Source organism: Paenibacillus sp. L3-i20, from assembly GCF_022180385.2.
In the GTDB taxonomy this organism is placed as follows: Bacteria; Bacillota; Bacilli; order Paenibacillales; family Paenibacillaceae; genus Pristimantibacillus.
The window spans coordinates 2,706,421-2,727,673 of the sequence record NZ_BQME02000001.1 but is presented as its reverse complement, the minus strand read 5'-3'; the positions used below and the strand labels follow the sequence as shown (position 1 = coordinate 2,727,673).

Sequence of the window (21,253 nt, the reverse complement as noted above, 5' to 3'; positions counted from 1 at the left end):
CCCTTTCCACCCATATCAATTATCTTTAAGCAAATGCTTCGAAATAACGATACGCTGAATCTCATTCGTTCCTTCATAGATTTGTGTCACTTTTGCATCGCGGAATAACCTCTCTACTGGATAATCCCTCATATACCCGTATCCGCCATAGATTTGGACTGCCTCAACCGCAGCTTCCATTGCTGTATCTGAGCAAAATAACTTTGCCATTGCTGCTTCTTTGCCGCAGCGAATCCCTTTACTTCTTAAGGCTGCCGCTTGGTAAACGAGCAACTTGGCGGCCTCAATTCTGGTTGCCATATTAGCTAGCTTAAAGGAAATTGCCTGATGTTCTGCAATCGGCTTCCCAAATTGATATCTTTTCTTTGCATAATCAAGAGAACAAGTTAAGGCAGCCTCCGCGATTCCGAGAGCTTGAGCAGCAATGCCGATACGCCCAGCATCCAAATTGTTTAATGCAATCTTAAATCCTTCTCCTTCACGACCAAGGAGCTGCCCCTCTGGAACTTCCACATCCTCAAAGATCAACGCTGTTGTACTGGAGCCATGTAGACCAAGTTTCTTCTCCCCCTTCCCCACCGTAAGACCGATAGTCCCCTTCTCGACAATAAAAGCCGTCACCCCACTGTTTCCCTGTGATTGATCTGTCACTGCGAATACGATGAATGTATCTGCATAACCCCCGTTTGTTATGAATGTCTTTGTTCCGTTAAGTACATACCGATCGCCCTTTCTAACTGCGGACATCCGTATTTTTGCAGAATCTGAACCAGCACTTGGTTCCGTTAAGGCAAATGCACCAATAAACTCACCGGATGCAAGCTTAGGTACATACTTCTTCTTCTGCACCTCGTTCCCGGAGCCTAGAATAGGTCTAGTACCTACTGAAGTGTGCACCGATAAAATGACGCCGACAGCCGCACTTATTTTTGAAATTTCATGGATCGCAATAATATTCGATATGAAATCAGCACCAACTCCGCCCCACTCCTCTGGTACTGCAATACCCATCAGTCCAAGCTCGCCCATCTTTCTGACAACTGTTAATGGAAATTCATCCTTTTCCTCCATTGTCGGAATACATGGTGAAATCTCCCGCTTCGCAAAATCTCGAACCATTCGTCGCAGCGCTTCTTGTTCACTCGTGAATTGCAAAATCATTTCGCAATCACATCCTCTGTCTGTTATTCGTAGATGTAAAAGCCACGTCCTGACTTTCTTCCAAGCCAGCCAGCATGAACATATTGCCGAAGCAATGGACAAGGGCGATACTTCGAATCGCCGAAGCCTTGCTGGAGAACTTCCATAATCGCAAGAGAAGTATCCAGACCTATAAAGTCGGCCAGTGCAAGTGGTCCCATTGGATGGTTCATACCTAACTTCATCATTTGATCAACAGACTGTGGAGTAGCAACACCCTCATATACGCAAAAAATAGCTTCATTAATCATCGGCATTAACACCCGATTAGAGACAAAGCCTGGATAATCACCAGATTCAATCGGTGTTTTACCCAGCTGACGTGATAATTCACTAACCGATGTATACGTTTCATCCGACGTTGCAAGCCCCCGGATAATCTCAACTAATGGCATACGCGGAACTGGATTCATAAAGTGCATACCTATAACTTTATGTGGACGTTTCGTTGCAGCAGCAAGTCTGGTAATGGACAACGATGATGTATTGCTAGCCAGAATCGTATTGGGTGCACATATGGAATCAAGCTTGCTGAATAAATCCTCTTTAAGCTGCCCATTCTCACTAATCGCCTCGATGACGATATCTACACCCACACCGTCTTCAAGATTGTAGCAAGAACTAATACGACCAACGATTTCTTCACCCTCTTCCTTACTTCGTCGTCCTTTTACAACATCGCGAAGCACATTTTCGTTAATATTCGCTATCCCCTGTTGGACTCTAGCGGGAGTAATATCATAGAGAATAACTTGCAGACCTGAAGCTGCACTCGATTGAACGATACCACATCCCATCTGCCCTGCTCCTACGACCATAAGCTTGTGAATAGTCATTCCTATCCTCCCTTATTCCAAATTACCCATCAACACTAACCAATATCGCATCCCCTTGAGCAGCTCCGCTGCAAATAGCCGCGATACCGAGTCCCCCTCCACGGCGGCGAAGCTCATAAATGAGCGTCATAACAATACGTGCTCCGCTAGCTCCGATTGGATGGCCTAATGCAATAGCACCGCCGTTTACATTAACTCGTTCTGGATCTAAGCCTACAATTTGACTGCTAATTAGAACAACAGATGCGAAGGCTTCATTAATTTCAAATAAAGTGATGTCCTGCACAGAATAACCTGTTTTGGATAGCAGCTTCTGAATAGCAAAACCGGATGCCGTTGCGATATGCTGCGCCGCAAGCCCAACCTCGGCATGCCCTAATATTGTAGCTAGCGGTACTTTGCCTAACTCTTTTGCCTTTTCCTCTGACATTAAGACAAAGGCTCCTGCACCATCATTTACACCAGGTGCATTGCCAGCCGTTATCGTACCGTCCTTAGCGAATAAAGGAGTTAGCTTCGTCAGCGCTTCCATATTCGCATCCTTACGGGGAGCTTCATCAACTGTGACGACGACTTCAACCCCATTGCTTCCTAAGATTCGCACGGGTACCACTTCTTCATCCCAACTGCCTTTGTCCAAAGCATGCACCGCTCTCAGATGGCTGCGCAAAGCCCATTTGTCTTGATCAGCTCTCGATATCCTATATTCCTTAGCAGATTTACTGCCATATTGGGCCATTTGTACATTACCGAATGAGCAGGTCAAGCCATCATGTTGCATAAGGTCCAACACGACTTCATTTCCCATCCGTCTCCCCCATCGCATCCCCCGCAAAGCATGAGGCACATTGCTCATACTTTCCATGCCTCCCGCTACGACAATGTTTCCATCTCCAGCGCGAATAATTCCATCAGCTATCGTCACGGCACGTAATCCCGATGCACATACTTTATTGATAGTCTCACTCGTCACATCCCAAGGTAGACCAGCATATCTTGCTGCTTGCCTTGATGGTAGCTGACCACTACCTGATTGCAGTACCATTCCTAATAGGACCTCATCAATTGTTTCTCCCTGTATATCTGCACGCATCACTGCTTCTCGTACTGCTATTCCGCCTAATTCGACTGCGCTTACTCCTTTTAAAGCTCCCCCGAATTTCCCGAATGGCGTTCGCGTTGCGCTAATAATGACACTTCGTGTAGTCAATCGCACCCTCTCCCGGTAAATCAGTCATACTCTATCCTATGCACCAGATTAGGGTTCATTAATGATTCCGAATTAACGATTAAAATCAATCAAAACGACAAAACAAAAAGGAGCAAGTCGCTACGAAGCTACTCACTCCTTTTCGATTTTGTGCATGTGTTGAAGCAACTTACTCCTTTTCGATCTTGAACATATGTTGAAGCAAATATCGATCAATCAGATAAACCATCAAAATTCCTGCACCATACCTCACTAGATCCACCATCAAAAAACCATGACCTAACACTAACCCGCCTATCACTGTATCTCTAACGCTATTGATCCACTCACCTTGATATAACTGACTAAGCTCTATTACTAAACAAAATAGTGTACTTGCCATCATTGCCCAACCTAACTTCTTACTGATTCCTATAACTCGCATTCCAAAATAAATCATTCCGGCCCATAAAGCATCGCCAAAGTGCATCGCTACGAATTGGGGCAGATTGTCCGCCCAAAGTCTCGTACAAAGACCTGCAACGATCATTATAATAATTGCAACAACATAGAATATTCTCGCCCTTGTAATCATTTATCCTCCTCTCTAAGCAAACACTTCATTCACAATATAATGAATAGAATACTTCCCTATTAGATCATATAATCCTCTTTGCGAACAACTTTGGAAAACTACGTATTATTATATTTTTAAAAAATGAGTGCCCTGATCTAAAAAGCCGCCCTAATGACGTCTGGATAATTATTGGCTCTTGTTAATAGAATAAAACGGTTGAAACAAAATAAGCAGCAAACGAAAAGATGGCGGTTCAGGTTCAATACCTGTTTCGCCATCTTTCTATTATTTATAATGATTCCGTATTCCGTTTCTTCGGTAGGAACGATTTAATGCGACTTAAAGCTGACCCCTCTGTATCCCAACGGAAAGTGACTGCCGATATGATTACGCAAATGATAGTGAATCCTGTTAGTATGGCAAGAGGTATCAGTACATCTGCTAAAATTACTTGCTTCTGAACCGCAGCAGTCATAGCTTCCACGAAGTAGCTGAACGGTAACAAACTCCCTAAAATCTCTATCCATTTTGGTGCGCTTTTCAGACTATAGAACGCTTCGCTAGTAAATAACATTGGGAAACTTATCACGTTCGAAATCATGTTGACATTGCTCTCGTCCTTGGAAAAATTCGCTGCGATGAATCCAATTGCGGTAAAGCATATTGTACCTATCAGTAGTATACTGAGCATCAACAACAATCCAATCGCACTTAGCGTAACTTTTAATACTAGAACACTTATAACAATGACGATGCTGCTTACAAGTAAAACAAGTATCGTGCGGGCAGCTGTTATAGAACCAATAAAAGCTATAGTTGAGAATGGCGTAACACGAAGCAGCTTATAAATACCGCGGTTTCGATGAGACATCACATAGAAGGCAGTAACCATCGTCGAACCAAACAATACATTAGTGGTCAACACGCCTGCAAGAAGTTGCTCGGAATAGACGGGATTATTGAAATATAACCCGAGCCCTACCAACATCCCAATCGGAAATATAATATTCCAAACCAACGAATGAACATCACGAAAGATTCCTGCCAACATCGTACGAATTATAATTAACATTATTTATTCCTCCTAGTATAATTTTGAATTTATCTGTTACTATCAGTTAATTGAATATAAAGCTCTTCTAAACTTTCTGTGTTATACCTTTGCAATAATTGTTCGGGGGTGCCAGTTGCCTCGATACGACCTTCACAAATCATCACAATACGAGTAGCGAGCTTGTGCACTTCCTCCATATCGTGGGACATGAAGACTACAGTCGTTCCAGACTCCGCTAACTCTTGAATTAAGTTGCGAACTTCTCGGCGTGCTCTCGGATCGAGTGCAGCAGTTGGTTCATCTAAAAAGATAAGTTGCGGATTGTGCATCAGCATCATTGCAATTGAGAGCCGCTTCTGTTGTCCACCTGACAACCGAGTGGCATCAGTCTTAGCTGCTTCGCTTATACTACAGCGATCTAGTAACGTATAGAGTTCTGAGTTCGATGGACGCAGACCATAGAAAGCAGCGAACATTCGCATATTCTCAAGCGCCGTGAATCCTGGAAAAAAAGGTGTCGATTGCAGCTGTACACCAATATGTTGCGCAGGGTCCTTACACCAGTAGCTGATAGAACCTTTATCTAACTTCTTCAAGCTTAAAAGCAAATCTAGTGTAGTTGATTTCCCTGCACCATTCGGCCCTATAATAGCAAGTACCTCTCCTTTTTCAATTGTTAGGTCTAATCCATTAACAACTGTGCGATTACCATATTTCTTCACCAAACCACTAGCTTGAATCATTGTTTTCATCCCCTTGCACCCCTTTAGCCAATGTAGTATATCCAACCTTGGATATTTGAGCAAATAAGTTCGCCGACCGTAATCGGCGATTATTATTGCAATAAACTTATTACCTTCTTCATAAAGCTAATATCTTGTTCAAGTATAGCAATTGCATTATCGAATGAAGCAGCAACGATTGGAGTAAGACCGTATTCAGCTTTTATTTCCTTACCTTGACGCCACATCTCTAACGTAGATTCAACTTGTTGCAAATTTTGATACAGTAGCTCGAGTGCATCCTCTTTTGGAATAGCCTCGATCCAATTAAGACTTAGTGCAAAGTCAGACTTAACGGAGTGAGGTGTCAATGTCAACGATTTCCGTACGAGCTCTCGGAATTGCTCCTCGCCCTTATCTGTAATACCATAAATTTTCCTAAGACGAGCTCCTGTACGTTCCTCTGCCTCAGTTCGGACTAAACCATCTTGTTCCATTTTGTTCAAAGCATAATAAATTGATCCTGATAACAGATTAGCCCACTCATCCATTCGAGTTAACTGAATAAATTGCTGCATCTCATAGCCGTGCATCGGCCTGCTGCGAAGTAATGCCAAAATAATAAGATTAGCCATATGTTAACCTCCAATCCAAAACATTCAATGGTGTATATCCAACGTTGTTTATTTCTTAAATAAAGATTATCATACATAAATAACCATGTCAATAACTGTATCAAAAAATATTTGTAACTGAATTACTATTCATATTGCTTACATCGCTAACTACCCTAATTTACTTGCGATTACAGTCGCTGTCCTGACAGCCAGTAACGATCACTGTTTAACAGCTAACAAACTCAGTAACTCTTAATTGATCAAAATGTAACGTTTTCGAATTTTAACGAACTCCAGAATCGCTATTCGGAAAACCACAACCTAGATGAAGCTATATCTTAAGATATAGCTTCATCTGGGCTCGTTAAAATTCAAAACAAGTGATTTTCGGCACGATAAGCATATTAGAATTCGTTAGATTTTGACATTCATGAAACACACACTACAAAGCAGGGGCGGAAATTTGTCCGCTCCCTACGCAACCTACTCTCATTTCATCTAAGTGCTTTACTACTTGCTCACTTACCCCACACTCCCACTCTCTGGGATCAGCTCCAATTCACTAAACATCAGCTGTCTGTTCATAGTCCCTTCGATAGTAGAACTATCCAGCTTACTAAACATGTAGTAACCCAATTTTTTCTCTCTTGACACTTGATATCCCATCAAGACAATTCCAAACACTATCTCCAAGAGAACTGCGGATTAGAAAAAAAATCGAACGATGTACCATATTTGACATCATTTACCACCAATTGTAGTATTGAAACATATCTAGCCCATCTACATGAGATCAGTGAGATCGGTTCAACTCAACCGTTAACTGATCTTCCATCATCCAGGAAGCGAGTGTTGTTTCATGCTAAGCAAAGCTGTTATTCTCGGTTCAAACTTCTATACAGGTTTAAGCATTATTAGAGGTCTCGGCTCCAATGGCATATATACAGTTGCTATGGACTATTCCACCGATGGTACATACGGTGCCAAATCCAAATATTTAAACGAACAAATTATTGTTCCACACTACAAAAGGCAAAAGGAAGAGCTGCTGCAATTTTTAATTGACTATGCTAAGAAACAAGATGCAAAGCCCGTTCTCTTTCCAAGTGTAGATCCATATGTTGAGTTTATTGATTGTTATCTGGACGAGCTGAAACAACACTATCAAATCAATATGTCCGTACAAGGATTTTGGAGCGGGATTATGGATAAAGAAATTCTTCATACCCTTGCAACAAAACACAACGTATTAGTTCCCGAGTCTATTAGTCCTACAGACGAACGCTTTGAGGAACGAGTAACAGCAGAAATCGGGTTTCCTTGTATCGTCAAACCAACGGACTCTCCAACATTCGTCACTATCTTCAGAGCAAAAATATTTACATGCCATACGATAGACGAAGTTTATGCCGCAATAGCAAAGGCGCAACAAGCAAACCTTGAAGTCATCGTGCAACGAATCATTCCTGGCGCTGATGACCATGTGTACACATATGATGCTTACTTGGATCAATCCTCCCTAGTTACCCATTGGATGACCTGCCAAAAGCTGCGACAGTTTCCGATTAACTTTGGTGCATCCTCCTTCACAAAGCAAAAATATGTAGAGGAACTCCATCACATTGGCGCACCATTTCTCGAAGCTATTGGTTACAAAGGATTTGGGGAAATCGAGTTTAAAAAGGATGCCCTTTCTGGCAAGTACTACTTTCTAGAAATAAACGCCCGTACAACTACTCTCGACCCTCTTCTGCAAAAATGCGGAATTAACTTTCCCCTTCTCGCCTATAACGAGCTAACAGGAAAGGCTATCGGAACCCATGTTGTGAGACAAAATCTCAACATCGCATTCTGCTTTCTGTTCGAGGATCTTATCTCATCACGTAATTACGTAAGAACGAAACAACTAACCATCCTTGAAATCGTCAAATCACATTTTATGAAGAAAGCTCCTGCTGTTTGGAGCATCAAAGATCCTCTACCTGCCCTCTATTTTTTGGCTCTACTATTTAAGAAAGTAATACGGAAGCTAATACGGAGATAACAGACAAGTCAAAGATCGTTTATACTGAACGGTCTTTTTCATGTGGATGAAAGCGGTTCGAATTTTTCGGGGGGACAACGACAACAACTTTCCTTGTCGAGAGTTTTCTTGAGACAATCAGATCTGTATATTTTTGATGAGCCTACTTCTTCTCTCGATCATCAAACCGAACAAGCGGTAATGCAAAACTTACTTGCCTTTTTAAAGGGAAAAACCGCCCTTATCGTTACGCATAAAATAGAACTAGCTAACCTAGCCAGTCGCATTGTTGTTTTGGACAATGGAAAGATTATTGAATCCGGCACGCATGAAGAGTTGATGCAACAAGAAAATCTTTATTACAAATTATGTACAACCAACATGTAACTGCACGTTCTAACCTAAAAAAATAGGGCTCCTTTATAAAAAAGGTGAGCCCTATTTTTAATTCCTTTAATAGTTTTTACGATGACCTATGTGCGAGAACGTGCTAATAAATATAGGAAGTATGGTGCTCCAATAACGGCTACGACGATACCTGTTGGAATTTCCGATGGTTGTAAGATCCATCTTCCAATTGTATCAGCGACCATAACAAGCAAACCACCCACTAATGCAGATACCGGTAACAAAATTTCATGCTTCGGCCCTATCAATCGTCTAGCAAGATGTGGTGCAATCAAACCAACGAAACCGATTCCACCACTTACTGCGACGCTCGCCGCAGATAGCGCTACAGCTGCTGCCAGTAATTTCATCTGCTCCCTAGAAATATGTACACCGAGCCCTCTCGCTGTAACATCTCCTAAGTTCAACACATTAATCGTTTTCGATTTCATCATGACATACGGAATTAGTACTAAAATCCATGGCAGCAATGTTAATACAAACTTCCAATTTGTACCCCATATGCTCCCTGCAAGCCAAGTTGCTACAAAGTCATATTTCTCTGGACTCAGTTTCAGTGTTAATACGATCATCGCAGCACTTATACCAGCTGCGATCGCTATTCCTGTCAGTAGCAATCTTGTAGGCGATAGTCCTTCATGTCGCTTGTAAGCAAGCACGAATATAAGCGTTGCTGTTAATCCTGCTCCAACAAATGCTAGAATGGGCAACATAAACAATGGTGCCGCCATATTAGACGGGAAGAAGGAAAAGAATAACATAACCATAATGCCTGCTCCAGCGTTTATACCAAGAATACCCGGATCAGCGAGCGCATTCCGTGATATTGCTTGCATAATACAGCCGGATACCGCTAGTCCAGCACCAATTAATACAGACAACACGATCCTCGGCAAGCGGAATTCAAACAATATCAACTCTTGATTAGGAGTTCCTTTACCGACAATGGTCCAGAAAATATCTACTGGTGAAAGTTTAGAAAATCCAGTACTCATACTAACAAGAAATCCAGCAATGATTAGAAATACAAAAATGGCAAGAACGACATTACCCTTTTTACGTCGTTTCTGTTCAATCTGCTCTGCTGTTACGAATGACATCTACAGTTCCCTCCGTTCCTTGCGGGCTAAATAAAGGAAGAACGGAACACCTATTAAGGCAATGATAGCACCGACTGGTGTTTCTGCCGGCGGATTAACCATCCTAGCACCAAGGTCCGCAAACACGACAAGCAAACTTCCAAGAATAGCTGAGCATGGAATAATCCAACGATAATCGACACCAACCAACTTGCGAGTAAGATGGGGAACGATCAGCCCTACGAAACCAACAGCCCCTGCTACTGAAACAGCTGAACCAGCAAGAACTAGAACAACAATCGTACACGCTAGTTTAACTAGATTCGTTCGTTGACCTAATCCACGTGCGATGTCGTCGCCTAGACTTAGCATCGTAATAGAACGTGATAAAATGATTGCAGCTATAATAGCTACAACGATCCAAGGGAACATCACTTTCAATTGAATCCACTTCGTTCCAGCTACTCCCCCAGCGTACCAAAACGCTAGATTCTGTCCGATACGAAAGTACAGGGCAATCCCTTCGCTAAGTGCACTAAGCAATGCACTAAGAGCAGCACCAGCTAATACGAGTCTTACTGGAGTTAAACCGCCTTTGGCTAATGCTCCAATGCCATAAACAATTCCCGCACCAAGACCCGCTCCCAAAAAAGAATACATGATGAGATACATATACGGCATGCCTGGAAAAAAAGCAAAACAGAGCGCAATAACAAAGCCAGAACCGGCATTAAGTCCGAGTAAGCCGGAATCAGCAAGTGGATTACGCGTCATCCCTTGCATAATTGCTCCTGAAACTGCAAAACAAGCGCCAACCATAGCGCCAGCAAGCACACGCGGCAGTCTGGATTCTTGAATAATTTGATGTTCGTTAATTTCAGGATTAAAGTTAAAGATGGCGTCCCATACGACTGCAAACGGAATATCAGCTGCCCCGAAGGAGACAGCAAGTCCAATTCCGAATACTAGAGCTATTATGCCTCCAAGCATAATTATAGTAGCTGCCAATGGCCGACTCTTGATCATGGCCCCCTCCGGAGCCGGAACATTCGATGCACGAGGTAGATTTGTTAGTGCCATAATGTCTCCTATACAGTTTAATCTGACTTATCCGAATTGAGCGTGATGAAGTCTGCTATAAATACCATTTCTTTGAATGAGTTCTTCATGTCGTCCCTGTTCATCTACACCATTTTCAGTGACTACAACGATACGATCTGCATTTTTGATCGTCGCAAGTCGGTGAGCAATAACAAGTGTAGTACGACCTTCCGATAACTCGGCAAGCGATTGCTGAATAATTGCCTCTGTCTCTGTATCAAGTGCCGATGTTGCCTCATCCAATATTAGAATTGGCGGGTTCTTCAAGAACATTCTAGCTATCGATAGGCGCTGCTTTTGTCCACCAGACAATTTAACTCCTCGTTCTCCGATAATCGTATCCAATCCTTCCGGCTGCTCACGAATAAATTGCTCCAAGCGAGCTCGCCTAGCTGCTTCCCAAACTTCAGCCTCCGAAGCACCCAGCTTGCCGTAAAGTATATTTTCACGAATAGAGCCTGAAAAGAGGAATACATCTTGCTGAACAATACCAATCTGACTTCGCAAAGAACTAAGCTTTATATCGCGAATATCCATGCCGTCAATCGTGATTGATCCAGACTCCACTTCATAGAAACGTGGCAGCAAACTGCACAATGTTGTCTTGCCTGCCCCAGATGGACCAACGAAAGCTACTGTCTCACCTTTTCGAACGACAAGACTAATATCCTTTAATACTTCTGACTCTTTTTCATAGCCAAAAGATACATTGTTGAAGGATATTTCTCTCTTCAACTCATTCATATCTACGGCATTCGGAGTGTCCGCTACGTCAGGATCTGTATCCAATAGATCGATATAACGTTTGAAACCAGCGAAACCTTGCGGATAACTTTCAATAATAGCGTTAATCTTTTCGATAGGTTTAAAAAACACATTCGTTAGAAGAAGGAAGCCTATAAACTCGCCATTAGTCAGCTCACCTTGGATAACGAACCAAGTACCGCATACCATAACGAACATCGTAACGAAACGCATCATCATGTAACTGATAGAACCATTTAGTGCAATCAATTTATAAGAGACTAGCTTTGTGAATCGGAATCTGCTGTTATTAACGGCAAATTGCTTTTTCTCATGCTCTTCATTCGCAAATGCTTGGACAACACGAATTCCGCCGACATTGTCTTCTACTCTCGCATTGAAATCACCAATGTCCGTAAACAGCTGGTGAATAGCTTTGGTCATCTTCCCGTTAAAGTAAACAACAAGCCAAATGATTACTGGCACGACAATAAACGTAAGAACAGCAAGCTTCCAATTTATTAATAACATGAGGACGAAAGAACCAACTAATGTCATGACCGCAATAAACAGATCCTCTGGTCCATGATGAGCCATCTCACCAATCTGCATCATATCATTAGTCAATCGGCTCATTAGATGGCCCGTTTTTGTGTTATCAAAAAATCGGAAAGAAAGCTTCTGAATATGCTCGAAAAGCCTCTTCCGCATATCTGTTTCAATATTGATGCCTAGCGTATGGCCCCAATAGTTAACGATATAGAGCAGCACAGTATTAACTGCATACAATGCTACTAAACCGATCGAAGCCCATACGATAATCATCCATTCACCTTTTGGCAACAGATCATCAATAAACTTATTTACGACAAGCGGAAATGCAAGCTCCAGCAAACCTGCAAGTACCGCACAGCCAAAGTCAAGCATGAACAAGCTTTTATATGGTTGATAATAGGAAAAAAAACGCCGAACTAACAATGACTACTACACTCCTTCTCTACTCGCTTTATTTGAAATTGATAATCAATATCAAATTGTACGGTAGTTTACACCATCTGACAATGGATATTTGTGATATTTTCTTTGTACATTCCTGCACATACCACTCCCAAACACTACTGAAATTCCACTTTGTTATCCTTTACAAACAAAGCGAGCCTATTCAGAGCTACTTGCCTGCTAGCCACTCCGCAAGTTCTTCGGTTTGTGACAACGTTGCAATCGGATCAAAATACCACGATTTTTCACCTTTCCAAATAAAAACTCGATCATTTTCCACTGCATCCAAAGTTGACCAAATTGTGTCAGTCTTCAAATCTTCTAATGTAAGTTCTTTGGATGTGAAAATAATATAATCACCCGCATACTCCTTCAATAACTCCATCGATACTTCTACAGACTGAATTTCCATAATTTCTTTTGCATGAGCGGCAGGCGGCTTTCTCTCCAATGCCCGATAAATAGCTTGTCCTCCGCGTCCGAAATTGTCTCCAAACACACCTACCGTCTTACCCCAATCCTGCATAATTGAAAACGTTGCTTCTTGTGGAATAACTTTGTTTACTTTCTCACGTGCTATCGCTATACGATTGTCATAATCAGTAAGCCAAGCAGCTGCTTCTTTATCCTTACCAAGTAATTTACCAAAGTAATTAACTTCTTCATGAACGGTCTTAAGCTGACCGAATGGAACAACTACAGTTGGAGCGATCTTGCTGAATGACTCATAAGCCGCTTCATTACCTGTAACGATTAGGTCTGGCCCAAGTTCAACAATCTTCTCTAATGAAATATTTTCATAATCACCGATATTTTCTACTCCATTTAGATCATTCGTATAATAAGGATTTTTTAGATTCAAACTTGGTGTGCCAATCGGCTTTACATCTAATGCAATAAAGCTACCCAAATATAAATCGACAACAATACGTTCTGGCTTATCTGGTATTTTAATATCACCATTTATTGTGGATACTGTACGGAACGTGTTGCTCGATTCCGTCCCCCCAGTATTCGCCCTCGCTGTCTGTTCTATTGCAGCTTGATTTCCGCCTGTACCATTCCCTTTCGATGGCACATTACTTGAACAAGCACTTAATAATAAAACCAAACTAATCATGATGGTAGCAAACGCTTTAGTACTTCTAAACATTGTTAACTCTCCTCTATATTCGTTATGATAATGATTATCACTACCAATATAGAGCTTTGAATCCCTATTGCCAATGGACATTATGCTCCTGTCCGTTGGATAATTTGCGCTTAAACCAGACTGCCGTTGCTTGAACCGATACTGAATCGGAGATATCCCTGTATGTTTCTTAAAGCTTCGACTGAAATAATATTTATCGCCATATCCAACGAATAAAGAAATCTCCTCCAACGATGCCTCTGATTTCAACAATAATTTCTTTGCTTCAGTGGTTCGAACTTGATTAACGTATTGAATTGGGCTGCAACCCATCTCCCGTTTGAACAGCTTGACCAAATGTCCTACGCTGCAATCCAACATATCTGCTAACATATCTAACGTTATTGGTTTGGCATAATGCTCTTCTATAAATCGTGCAGCTTGGGATACATAGGACGCCCTGGTCATCACAATGCCATCTTTATGAAGCTGACTAAAGAGTTCTTGAACACACTGATAAAATAGCGCCTTGACTCGAAGCCGCTGAAGCTCCCCCCCTATTTGCCAACAAGTCTCCATTTCTTGCACTTTCATCATCATATTCAAAGGCAACTGCGGAACCATTCCATATTGAAGCTGAAAAGGAAAGCTTCTATCTAGCATTTGTTGCATCTCTGCTCTACAGGGAAGTGATATAACGGCCTTGTAGAGAATCAGATAATACTCGAATGTCGTTTCCGCTTGAATATCTAGGCTGGTTCCTTTCCCTCCGTGAAGAATATAGAACTGCTCTGTTTGATGCTTGATCCCATCCAATGAAAGAAGAGCATTCCCTCGAATCGCAAATAAATAGAAGCTGCTTGGCAACGTATATCCTCGCAGCTCCTCTCCTTCAACTACTATAATATGCCGGATGTCCATCACATTGATCAATGTACGATTCCATAAAGCGACGTGATCACTTAGCCTCATCTCTGTACACTCCCCACTTACTTGGCTTAGCTCATTCATCGTTCATTAGAAATGTCATTGTATTAAAATAAAAAGCTATTAACTCCAATTTACATGAAATGATAACGATTATCAATGGTAATTTTGAAAACACTTCCCATCAGAAAGAATTTTCTTCTAGCAGCTTATGTCTCAAAGCAAACTCTACTAGCTCGCTTTTTTGGGTCATATTTAGTTTGTTCATGAGTCTGGTTTTGTGGGTATCTACCGTCTTAATGCTTAAAGTTACTGGCTAAGTGATTCCGTACTATGGACTACTATATTTGCAGCAGCTATTGGTTGCTTTATCTATGTTCCGCAATTCCTTGCTTCCGTACAAACGATGGAAATCGTCCCTTCGTTTGCAGTTGGCTCCGCAGTTGGTCTAAGAGGTTTCATGAGTTATATCTTTGGTGCGACTCTTGGTCGGCTTGGTGTAGGTCTTGTATCTGATGCTTTTGGTTGGCAGGGTGGATTTGTATTCCTCTTGTCAGGTGCGGTATGTTGTATCGTATTCTGTATCTTGACTCACTACAGTGTCAAAGAAATGTATGCAAAACGTGCGCTAGAACAAGCACAACAATAGTTGTAAAACAACCTCTCTCCGAGGTATCGGAGAGAGGTTGTTTATTGTAACTAAGGAAATGACTATTAAACGTATTTACCTCAAGCCAGTACCTCGACCGTAAATCCACCTGGAGCTTCAACATAAAAAGTCCAACCGTGCAGCCTTTTTGGTGGCTTTACATCATATCCGTCATCCTTTAAGCGCTTATTAATCTCGTTCACCTTCTCCTCACTCTCCTGAATAAATCCTATATGAAAGGTTTTCGGATACATTACATCTTTCCCTTTCATCAAGGTGAGCACTGATCCATCATCATCGAACAAAACATCGAAAGTTTCACTGTTTTCTTCACTTGTTTGTAATCCAAAATATTTCCCCAAAAACTCTTTCGTTGCAATCACATCGGTAACCGTAAGATTGATATGGTTAATCTTCATCTCATTCACTCCCTCTTCTTCGTTATTCACTCCTGCAAATCACTTACTTCCTGATCATATCAAATTCATGCAAGTGCTAAACTTTATGACGTTTCATTCCTCTGCATATGAGAACATCCGTCACAGAGCTTTAATCTTTTTTAATAAGGACAAGACAAAAACCGGGCTAGATTCGCCTTCATTCATTTTTAATTCAGAGTCAGGTAATACCACTACTCCCTATTTTGTACGAAAGAATAATCGTTTTAATTATGACGAGTTTTACTTCAATCGACGCTTCAAACAAATCGAAGACATTTCTCCTCTTGTTAGATTCGGAACATCCAAACTGCTGCTGCGCTAATTATTGATCGTACAGCAGCAGACATACTCAATCATTAATCCCTAACAAGAGCAACTCTGAAAGCTTGTCTACCACTTTCCTATGTGTATTGGCATCGCAGCGGTTCCACGTTAATTCATCAATTAAATAAGTGCGATTTTGCTTCACAGCAGCAAGTGCCTTCCATTGAGTACTTCTGAGTGTTTCCTCTAGTGCTTCTCTGGACTGAGGACTACTAGGAACAAGCATAAACACACGATCACCTGCATAACTTTGCAGTTCATCTAACGTAATTTCTTTATATGGTATGTTGGCATTCAGCATTTCCTTAACAGTATTTACTGGCTCAAATCCTTTCGGATGATAGAGCACAGAAGTTAGCCCGATAGTGCCCATTACAAACAATCGTTTGCCCCGATGATGAATAAACACAGTTGCCGTCTCGCCCTCACTAATGACAGGACTCAGTTCCTGCCACATCTTTACTTTACGTTGATTGTTTATCTCTATCCATTTCTTTGCTTCCTTTTCTTTGCCAAACCATATCCCTAATGTGGATAGCCGTTCTTCCAATGGAGCGAATGAGTTGTACGTTAGCGTAGGAGCAATATGCGAAAATCGTTCATAGTCCTCCTTACTCTCGTTATCCAAAATAATTAAGTCCGGCTTTAACAGCTGTGCAGACTCGATATTAAACTGCCGTTCACCAAGACATATTCCGCCGCCTACAGGCTCAATACCAAGCACTAGCAAATCCTCTACCGTTTCACCATAGAAAATAATTCGAGGGGGCCATGAATGGCTCATCACTTCATTTCCCGCCCAATCCCTTAACAAAATACGTCCCTTCATCTCTTCCGCATACTGCCGCGGTGGAACGCCTGTCGTTTGACGAAACTTACGATTAAAGTAATACTCATCCGTAAAGCCAACCCGCTTCGCAATTTCACGAAGTGACTTATCGGTTTCAAGCAACAGATTTTGTGAATATTTTATTCGTAGCTCAGTCAAATAATCCAGCGGTCTCTTACCTGTCAGTTCCTTGAATATCGCTGAATATTGTCCATTAGGTACTCCTGACAGTTGCTCAAGCTGGCTAACCGTAATTTTGTCACAATAATGCTCCTGCAAATAACGAATCGTTTTTTCTACAGCAGCAATCGAATTCCCTTCCCCACCCGGTCGAACATGATGCTGCAAAATAAAATGAATCAGCCTTAAAAACAATAAGTTTTGATCTAAAAAGGCTAGCCCTGCTTGCTTACTCCCGCCCATGTAGATCTCTTCCATCCAATCTGTTAATTGAGAAGCAGGGTACACCTTTAGCTCGCTTAAGCTTGGGAATAGTTCCTCCTGAAAAAGGATAGGCATACCCGATTCATTTATATGCGTAATGATGAAAGAAATTTTATAGTAAGTAACTGGTCTATCATTGCTGCTTTTGAGCTGATAGCTTGTTTTAGGCGGCAACAAAAAAGCACTGAATCTAGCAAATAACAGCACTTCATCTTCTCTATAGAGCTTGCCCGTTCCATCACAGCATACAAGCAACGTATAACTGCTTATCACTTTCCCGTCAGGGAAACTCTCCGCAATACAAGATATTTGCTCGATGTGTTGCAAGTGAAAGGATAACGTATGTAGTGACAGTGCTTGTATGTCTGCAACTCTCATAATTGACGTATCTCCTCACTTTTTCGAATGTCCAATTGATAACGACTCTCAATTAAATGATTATAGTAGAAAAAAAGAAGCTTATCAACTTTCGTCGAATAGCTTCTTTCTTCTTAGTCTCTTGATACTTCAAATAGCTTAGGGAATTAAACGATTGAGTGCAAAGCAAAAAGCTGATACCTATTACATCTCGGTATCAGCTTTGCTCAACTGCTCTAAGTGGGATGTCCAGCAGCCGTTACTAAATTATTTGTTTAATGCTTTTGGCAGCTCTTCAAGCATCCATCTTCTAGATAGAGCATCTCCACTTGCCTTCAAAATATCAAACTTATACATATAATTGTTCTTCACTGCTGGAATACTGCTTACAATATCACTCTTCATAAGCGTATCGCTTTCTCCTGCTGCACCAGCATCAACGGGATTTAGTATAAATATACGATCGCCAGCGTAATCCGCAATTGACTCCGTAGATATTTCTAGGAAGCCCGTACCTTCTTCAATCAGCTTCTTCACTTGATCAACTGGCTTGAAACCGCCCTCTTCATACAAGAATTGCGGCAAACCTGCCCCCGCCATAACAAACAATCGATTTCCAGGATACATCGTGAAGACTGTAGCCGTCTCATTTTCTTTTATTACATTTTTACGCAACTCAGCCCACATCGCATCTCGATCCTCATGATAGCTTTGAAGCCATGTTTTAGCCTCTTCTTGTTTACCTAAGATCTCTCCCAGAGCTTTCATTCGATCATCTAGTAATGCGAAGGAATCATAGGTAACCGTTGGCGCAATTTTAATAAGTTTCTCATAAATAGCAGCATCACTATTTGAGAAAATGATCAAGTCAGGTTGCAGCGCAAGCGACTTTTCCATGCTGATTGGGAATCCAACATCCTCGGTCGATGCTAATAGATCGTCATATACAGTACCCGTAGATTTATTGTTACCTACAGGTGTTACGCCTAGCGCTAATAAATCACCAGTTACTTCACCATGGAAAATAACTCGTTTTGGATTAGTCGGTATAGCTACTTCATGACCGCTCCAATCCTTGTACATTTTAGTTGCTGACTCCTCTTTCTTTGGTTCTGGTGAAGCTGTAGCTTCCACAACTTCGCTCGCTGGCGCTACTTCCACCGCTTTGTTATTCGCTTCCTTGCCACAAGCTGCTAACAATGCCCCTGTTAGCGCGATGACTGTGAGCATTAAACTTATCCTTTTTGCTTGTACCATTCTATTTCTCCCCTTCATCATAAACGATTTTATTGATAATGTTTATCATTATCATTTAGTATCGTAAACAATTTTTATCGATCATACAATGGACAAAAAAATAACGTTGAAAAGTTTTGTACAAATGGCACTGGGCAGTTCGGATACCGATCATTGCAGGAAGAATGAACCATCATTATATACAAAAAGATCGGAGTCACTGTAATCAGTGATTTCTCCGACCTTTGTTACGAACAATATAGCAATTATCACTTTCGTTTATATTGCAGCAGCCACTCATAGAACGCTGGATTGCTATACGTTTCATTTATAATATTGTGTTTTAACGCTGGGAAAGTCGTGCTTCTTATATCCCCATTCACTTCCTGCAAAGCTGCAACCATCTCATCCATACATGCAATTGGAATAATATCATCATCAGATCCATGAAAAGTCCATATAGGAATATCCTTTAACTTTGCGGCTAGCTCTGGCTGATACCATCCACTTACTGGTGCTATAGCTGCAAATCTCTCAGGATAATAGGCAGCTAAATCCCATGTCCCATTCCCTCCCATACTGAATCCTGTCAGATAGATACTCTCTGGGTCCACACGATAATTTGTTATAATATGATCAAGCAATGGTAGCAGAGCATCATGCTGCTCAGTCCATCTCGACTCTTCAGGACATTGAGGTGTAACTACAAGAAAAGGAAAATGCTCAGAGACCTCTGCAATTGGAATCACCCCATAGCCGTCCAACATGCTGAGATCCTCTCCCCGCCTGTGCAATCCATGAAGAAATAAGATCAGCGGCCATCTTTGCTCACTTTTCACTTCGTAATCAATTGGTGTAAACAATTGATAACCTAGATTTGTATGCTGAGAGTCTACTTTTCTGGATTTTTGGTTTATAGTCGGCATTGTATAAGCACCTCACCTATTAATTTCAAATACTGATTCAACAACAATCGGAAGATGTTGATAATAGCTTTCATCCTAGTTTATACTTACGCTAACCTCTAATAAAGTACCAGTTATGGATTTATTTTAAAGGTCAGATAGGGATGACGAACTTATGGACATTATTTTTACAGGAAATGAACAGGACCCTTTATATAAGGCACTTTATGTGCAGATTCGTAGGTTTATTCTGAATGGCACAATTAAGGCAGGAATGAAGTTGCCTTCGATTCGCTCACTTTGTGAACAATTAAACGTAAGCAAAACGACGATAGAAACCACCTATCAGATGCTCCTTGAGGAAGGTATTGTTGTCAGCAAGCCACGATCAGGGCTATTCGTTGCTTTTTCCGATCAAATATTACCACTTATTCCTCATATAGAAGTTGTCACTACTAGCAAGGGTGAGATTGAGAATGAACACAATTTTACCCATTCCATCGATAATGATACCCTGATCGACTTTAGTCTATTAACGGTTGATAAACATTCATTCCCTGCTCGCACTTGGAAATCAGTCTGGAATGAGGCGCTTAATCAGCACCTATGCTCTATCCATCAATATGGGGATTCTAAATAATACTTCTACAATTGCTGTCGAAGAAGCTGGAGTTGCTCAAATTCGGGATATTGCTCGTGAGCATGGCTTTGAAGTGACTCCCACCCTCTCATCGTCCTCCTGGAAGCCCACTACCTTATTCAACTAGACAGCAACTGTTATCTTGGGCAAAAGCAAACGATGCATACATTATTGAAGATGACTATGACGGAGAATTTCGTTACGCGGGTAGAACTATTCCTTCACTTCAGGGATTAGATCAACATGGCTCAGTTATTTATATGGGGACGTTCTCGAAGGTTTTTACACCTGCATTGCGTATGAATTACATGGTTCTTCCAACTAAATTGTTAGGCAATCTTCAAGCCATAGAACTCATTTCATCCACCCCTTCCCGAATTGATCAGTGGGCAATGCAATTGTTCATAGAGCGCGGACATGGGTATCCTCATATACGACGAATGCGAATGATTTACCGCAAAAAATATAAATCGCTAGTCCAATTGGTTTAAACTTACCTATCTACAAATGTGAAAATTAATGGTGAAGGTGCAGGCCTACATCTAGAGCTAGTCGTCAAAGTTTCATGTGATGCTGAGCAATTAATAAAGTTAGCTGCATCTGTAGGAGTACGTATTTATGGTTCTCAAGATGCAGCAATGGATTGTGCCGATTTTCCCAAAATTTATTTAGGATTTGGCAATTTAATAGAAAGTGAATTGGAGCGTGGCATTCAATTATTAGCAGAAGCTTGGTCAGACGTGTTTCTTGCAACTTAAACGTAAATGAGTACGTTTAGTACTTAAATTGACTCAATACGGAGGAATTACATATGAATGGAA

Annotated in this window: 21 protein-coding genes and 1 pseudogene; 6 read left to right on the top strand and 16 right to left on the bottom strand. The window is 41.3% G+C overall.

Going from position 1 to position 21,253, the window contains the following annotated elements; translation table 11 throughout:
* Positions 1-15: 15 nt before the first annotated feature.
* From MFF31_RS12655 to MFF31_RS12625, 7 genes are all read right to left on the bottom strand, one after another.
* Entirely contained in the window at positions 16-1,161 is a 1,146-nt protein-coding gene (locus tag MFF31_RS12655; protein WP_238188321.1) for an acyl-CoA dehydrogenase, read from the bottom strand.
* Between the two features lie 23 nt (positions 1,162-1,184).
* Positions 1,185-2,036, bottom strand: a complete 852-nt coding sequence (locus MFF31_RS12650) for a 3-hydroxybutyryl-CoA dehydrogenase (protein WP_238188320.1) — start codon at positions 2,034-2,036, stop codon at positions 1,185-1,187.
* Positions 2,037-2,058: 22 nt separating this feature from the next.
* Entirely contained in the window at positions 2,059-3,246 is a 1,188-nt protein-coding gene (locus MFF31_RS12645; RefSeq protein WP_238188319.1) for an acetyl-CoA C-acetyltransferase, read from the bottom strand.
* A 169-nt stretch (positions 3,247-3,415) separates the two neighbouring features.
* Positions 3,416-3,820: a ribosomal maturation YjgA family protein gene (locus MFF31_RS12640; RefSeq protein WP_238188318.1), complete on the bottom strand. Its 405-nt coding sequence runs from the start codon at positions 3,818-3,820 to the stop codon at positions 3,416-3,418.
* Positions 3,821-4,091: 271 nt separating this feature from the next.
* Complete coding sequence (locus MFF31_RS12635; protein WP_238188317.1) at positions 4,092-4,874, bottom strand: ABC transporter permease; 783 nt, start codon at positions 4,872-4,874, stop codon at positions 4,092-4,094.
* Positions 4,875-4,903: 29 nt separating this feature from the next.
* Positions 4,904-5,608 (bottom strand): ABC transporter ATP-binding protein, encoded by a 705-nt coding sequence (locus MFF31_RS12630; RefSeq protein WP_238188316.1) that lies wholly within the window; start codon positions 5,606-5,608, stop codon positions 4,904-4,906.
* An 83-nt stretch (positions 5,609-5,691) separates the two neighbouring features.
* Complete coding sequence (locus MFF31_RS12625) at positions 5,692-6,213, bottom strand: PadR family transcriptional regulator (protein ID WP_238188315.1); 522 nt, start codon at positions 6,211-6,213, stop codon at positions 5,692-5,694.
* An 841-nt stretch (positions 6,214-7,054) separates the two neighbouring features.
* Here MFF31_RS12625 and MFF31_RS12620 point away from each other — a divergent pair.
* A complete protein-coding gene (locus MFF31_RS12620; RefSeq protein WP_238188314.1) occupies positions 7,055-8,239 on the top strand; it encodes a carboxylate--amine ligase in 1,185 nt (394 codons plus the stop codon).
* 42 nt (positions 8,240-8,281) lie between these two features.
* Complete coding sequence (locus MFF31_RS12615; protein ID WP_248565475.1) at positions 8,282-8,605, top strand: ATP-binding cassette domain-containing protein; 324 nt, start codon at positions 8,282-8,284, stop codon at positions 8,603-8,605.
* A gap of 86 nt (positions 8,606-8,691) precedes the next feature.
* On the opposite strand, the gene MFF31_RS12610 is transcribed toward MFF31_RS12615, so the two are convergent.
* The 5 genes and pseudogenes from MFF31_RS12610 to MFF31_RS12590 all read right to left on the bottom strand — a co-directional run.
* Entirely contained in the window at positions 8,692-9,726 is a 1,035-nt protein-coding gene (locus MFF31_RS12610) for a FecCD family ABC transporter permease (RefSeq protein WP_238188312.1), read from the bottom strand.
* A complete protein-coding gene (locus MFF31_RS12605; protein ID WP_309296671.1) occupies positions 9,727-10,731 on the bottom strand; it encodes a FecCD family ABC transporter permease in 1,005 nt (334 codons plus the stop codon).
* 81 nt (positions 10,732-10,812) lie between these two features.
* Positions 10,813-12,477: an ABC transporter ATP-binding protein gene (locus tag MFF31_RS12600; protein ID WP_238188589.1), complete on the bottom strand. Its 1,665-nt coding sequence runs from the start codon at positions 12,475-12,477 to the stop codon at positions 10,813-10,815.
* Positions 12,478-12,718: 241 nt separating this feature from the next.
* Positions 12,719-14,653, bottom strand: coding sequence for an ABC transporter substrate-binding protein (locus tag MFF31_RS12595; RefSeq protein WP_238188310.1), 1,935 nt, complete (start codon positions 14,651-14,653; stop codon positions 12,719-12,721).
* A 139-nt stretch (positions 14,654-14,792) separates the two neighbouring features.
* A pseudogene (locus MFF31_RS12590) lies at positions 14,793-14,915 on the bottom strand (LuxR C-terminal-related transcriptional regulator); the annotation flags it as partial.
* Between the two features lie 99 nt (positions 14,916-15,014).
* Here MFF31_RS12590 and MFF31_RS12585 point away from each other — a divergent pair.
* The gene (locus MFF31_RS12585) at positions 15,015-15,257 is read left to right on the top strand and encodes a hypothetical protein (RefSeq protein WP_282570455.1); all 243 of its coding nucleotides are present in this window, start codon (positions 15,015-15,017) and stop codon (positions 15,255-15,257) included.
* Positions 15,258-15,337: 80 nt separating this feature from the next.
* Here MFF31_RS12585 and MFF31_RS12580 read toward each other — a convergent pair whose 3' ends face one another.
* From MFF31_RS12580 to MFF31_RS12565, 4 genes are all read right to left on the bottom strand, one after another.
* Positions 15,338-15,676 carry a VOC family protein gene (locus MFF31_RS12580; RefSeq protein ID WP_238188309.1) on the bottom strand — a complete coding sequence of 113 codons (339 nt, stop codon included), beginning with the start codon at positions 15,674-15,676 and terminating at the stop codon, positions 15,338-15,340.
* 370 nt (positions 15,677-16,046) lie between these two features.
* The gene (locus MFF31_RS12575; protein ID WP_238188308.1) at positions 16,047-17,672 is read right to left on the bottom strand and encodes an AraC family transcriptional regulator; all 1,626 of its coding nucleotides are present in this window, start codon (positions 17,670-17,672) and stop codon (positions 16,047-16,049) included.
* 246 nt (positions 17,673-17,918) lie between these two features.
* Positions 17,919-18,908 (bottom strand): ABC transporter substrate-binding protein, encoded by a 990-nt coding sequence (locus tag MFF31_RS12570; RefSeq protein ID WP_238188307.1) that lies wholly within the window; start codon positions 18,906-18,908, stop codon positions 17,919-17,921.
* 248 nt (positions 18,909-19,156) lie between these two features.
* Positions 19,157-19,813 carry a carboxylesterase family protein gene (locus MFF31_RS12565; protein ID WP_238188306.1) on the bottom strand — a complete coding sequence of 219 codons (657 nt, stop codon included), beginning with the start codon at positions 19,811-19,813 and terminating at the stop codon, positions 19,157-19,159.
* A gap of 154 nt (positions 19,814-19,967) precedes the next feature.
* On the opposite strand from MFF31_RS12565, the gene MFF31_RS12560 reads away from it, so the two are divergent.
* The 3 genes from MFF31_RS12560 to MFF31_RS12550 all read left to right on the top strand — a co-directional run bounded on the left by MFF31_RS12560 (position 19,968) and on the right by MFF31_RS12550 (position 21,190).
* On the top strand, positions 19,968-20,432 hold the full coding sequence (locus tag MFF31_RS12560; RefSeq protein WP_238188305.1) for a GntR family transcriptional regulator: 465 nt from the start codon (positions 19,968-19,970) through the stop codon (positions 20,430-20,432).
* Between the two features lie 260 nt (positions 20,433-20,692).
* Positions 20,693-20,923, top strand: a complete 231-nt coding sequence (locus tag MFF31_RS12555; RefSeq protein ID WP_248565474.1) for a hypothetical protein — start codon at positions 20,693-20,695, stop codon at positions 20,921-20,923.
* Between the two features lie 18 nt (positions 20,924-20,941).
* Positions 20,942-21,190, top strand: coding sequence for a hypothetical protein (locus MFF31_RS12550; RefSeq protein ID WP_238188304.1), 249 nt, complete (start codon positions 20,942-20,944; stop codon positions 21,188-21,190).
* Positions 21,191-21,253: the final 63 nt, after the last annotated feature.

Bases quoted from the DNA above. Each gene is read 5' to 3' on its own strand.
- MFF31_RS12625 (WP_238188315.1), bottom strand. From the start codon at position 6,213: ATGGCTAATCTTATTATTTTGGCATTACTTCGCAGCAGGCCGATGCAC.
- MFF31_RS12570 (WP_238188307.1), bottom strand. From the start codon at position 18,908: ATGGTACAAGCAAAAAGGATAAGTTTAATGCTCACAGTCATCGCGCTA.
- MFF31_RS12565 (WP_238188306.1), bottom strand. From the start codon at position 19,813: ATGCCGACTATAAACCAAAAATCCAGAAAAGTAGACTCTCAGCATACA.
- MFF31_RS12620 (WP_238188314.1), top strand. From the start codon at position 7,055: ATGCTAAGCAAAGCTGTTATTCTCGGTTCAAACTTCTATACAGGTTTA.
- MFF31_RS12605 (WP_309296671.1), bottom strand. From the start codon at position 10,731: ATGATCAAGAGTCGGCCATTGGCAGCTACTATAATTATGCTTGGAGGC.
- MFF31_RS12555 (WP_248565474.1), top strand. From the start codon at position 20,693: ATGGGGACGTTCTCGAAGGTTTTTACACCTGCATTGCGTATGAATTAC.
- MFF31_RS12640 (WP_238188318.1), bottom strand. From the start codon at position 3,820: ATGATTACAAGGGCGAGAATATTCTATGTTGTTGCAATTATTATAATG.
- MFF31_RS12560 (WP_238188305.1), top strand. From the start codon at position 19,968: ATGGACATTATTTTTACAGGAAATGAACAGGACCCTTTATATAAGGCA.
- MFF31_RS12610 (WP_238188312.1), bottom strand. From the start codon at position 9,726: ATGTCATTCGTAACAGCAGAGCAGATTGAACAGAAACGACGTAAAAAG.
- MFF31_RS12585 (WP_282570455.1), top strand. From the start codon at position 15,015: ATGGAAATCGTCCCTTCGTTTGCAGTTGGCTCCGCAGTTGGTCTAAGA.
- MFF31_RS12575 (WP_238188308.1), bottom strand. From the start codon at position 17,672: ATGAGAGTTGCAGACATACAAGCACTGTCACTACATACGTTATCCTTT.
- MFF31_RS12635 (WP_238188317.1), bottom strand. From the start codon at position 4,874: ATGTTAATTATAATTCGTACGATGTTGGCAGGAATCTTTCGTGATGTT.
- MFF31_RS12580 (WP_238188309.1), bottom strand. From the start codon at position 15,676: ATGAAGATTAACCATATCAATCTTACGGTTACCGATGTGATTGCAACG.
- MFF31_RS12630 (WP_238188316.1), bottom strand. From the start codon at position 5,608: ATGAAAACAATGATTCAAGCTAGTGGTTTGGTGAAGAAATATGGTAAT.
- MFF31_RS12600 (WP_238188589.1), bottom strand. From the start codon at position 12,477: ATGCTTGACTTTGGCTGTGCGGTACTTGCAGGTTTGCTGGAGCTTGCA.
- MFF31_RS12655 (WP_238188321.1), bottom strand. From the start codon at position 1,161: ATGATTTTGCAATTCACGAGTGAACAAGAAGCGCTGCGACGAATGGTT.
- MFF31_RS12595 (WP_238188310.1), bottom strand. From the start codon at position 14,653: ATGAGGCTAAGTGATCACGTCGCTTTATGGAATCGTACATTGATCAAT.
- MFF31_RS12650 (WP_238188320.1), bottom strand. From the start codon at position 2,036: ATGACTATTCACAAGCTTATGGTCGTAGGAGCAGGGCAGATGGGATGT.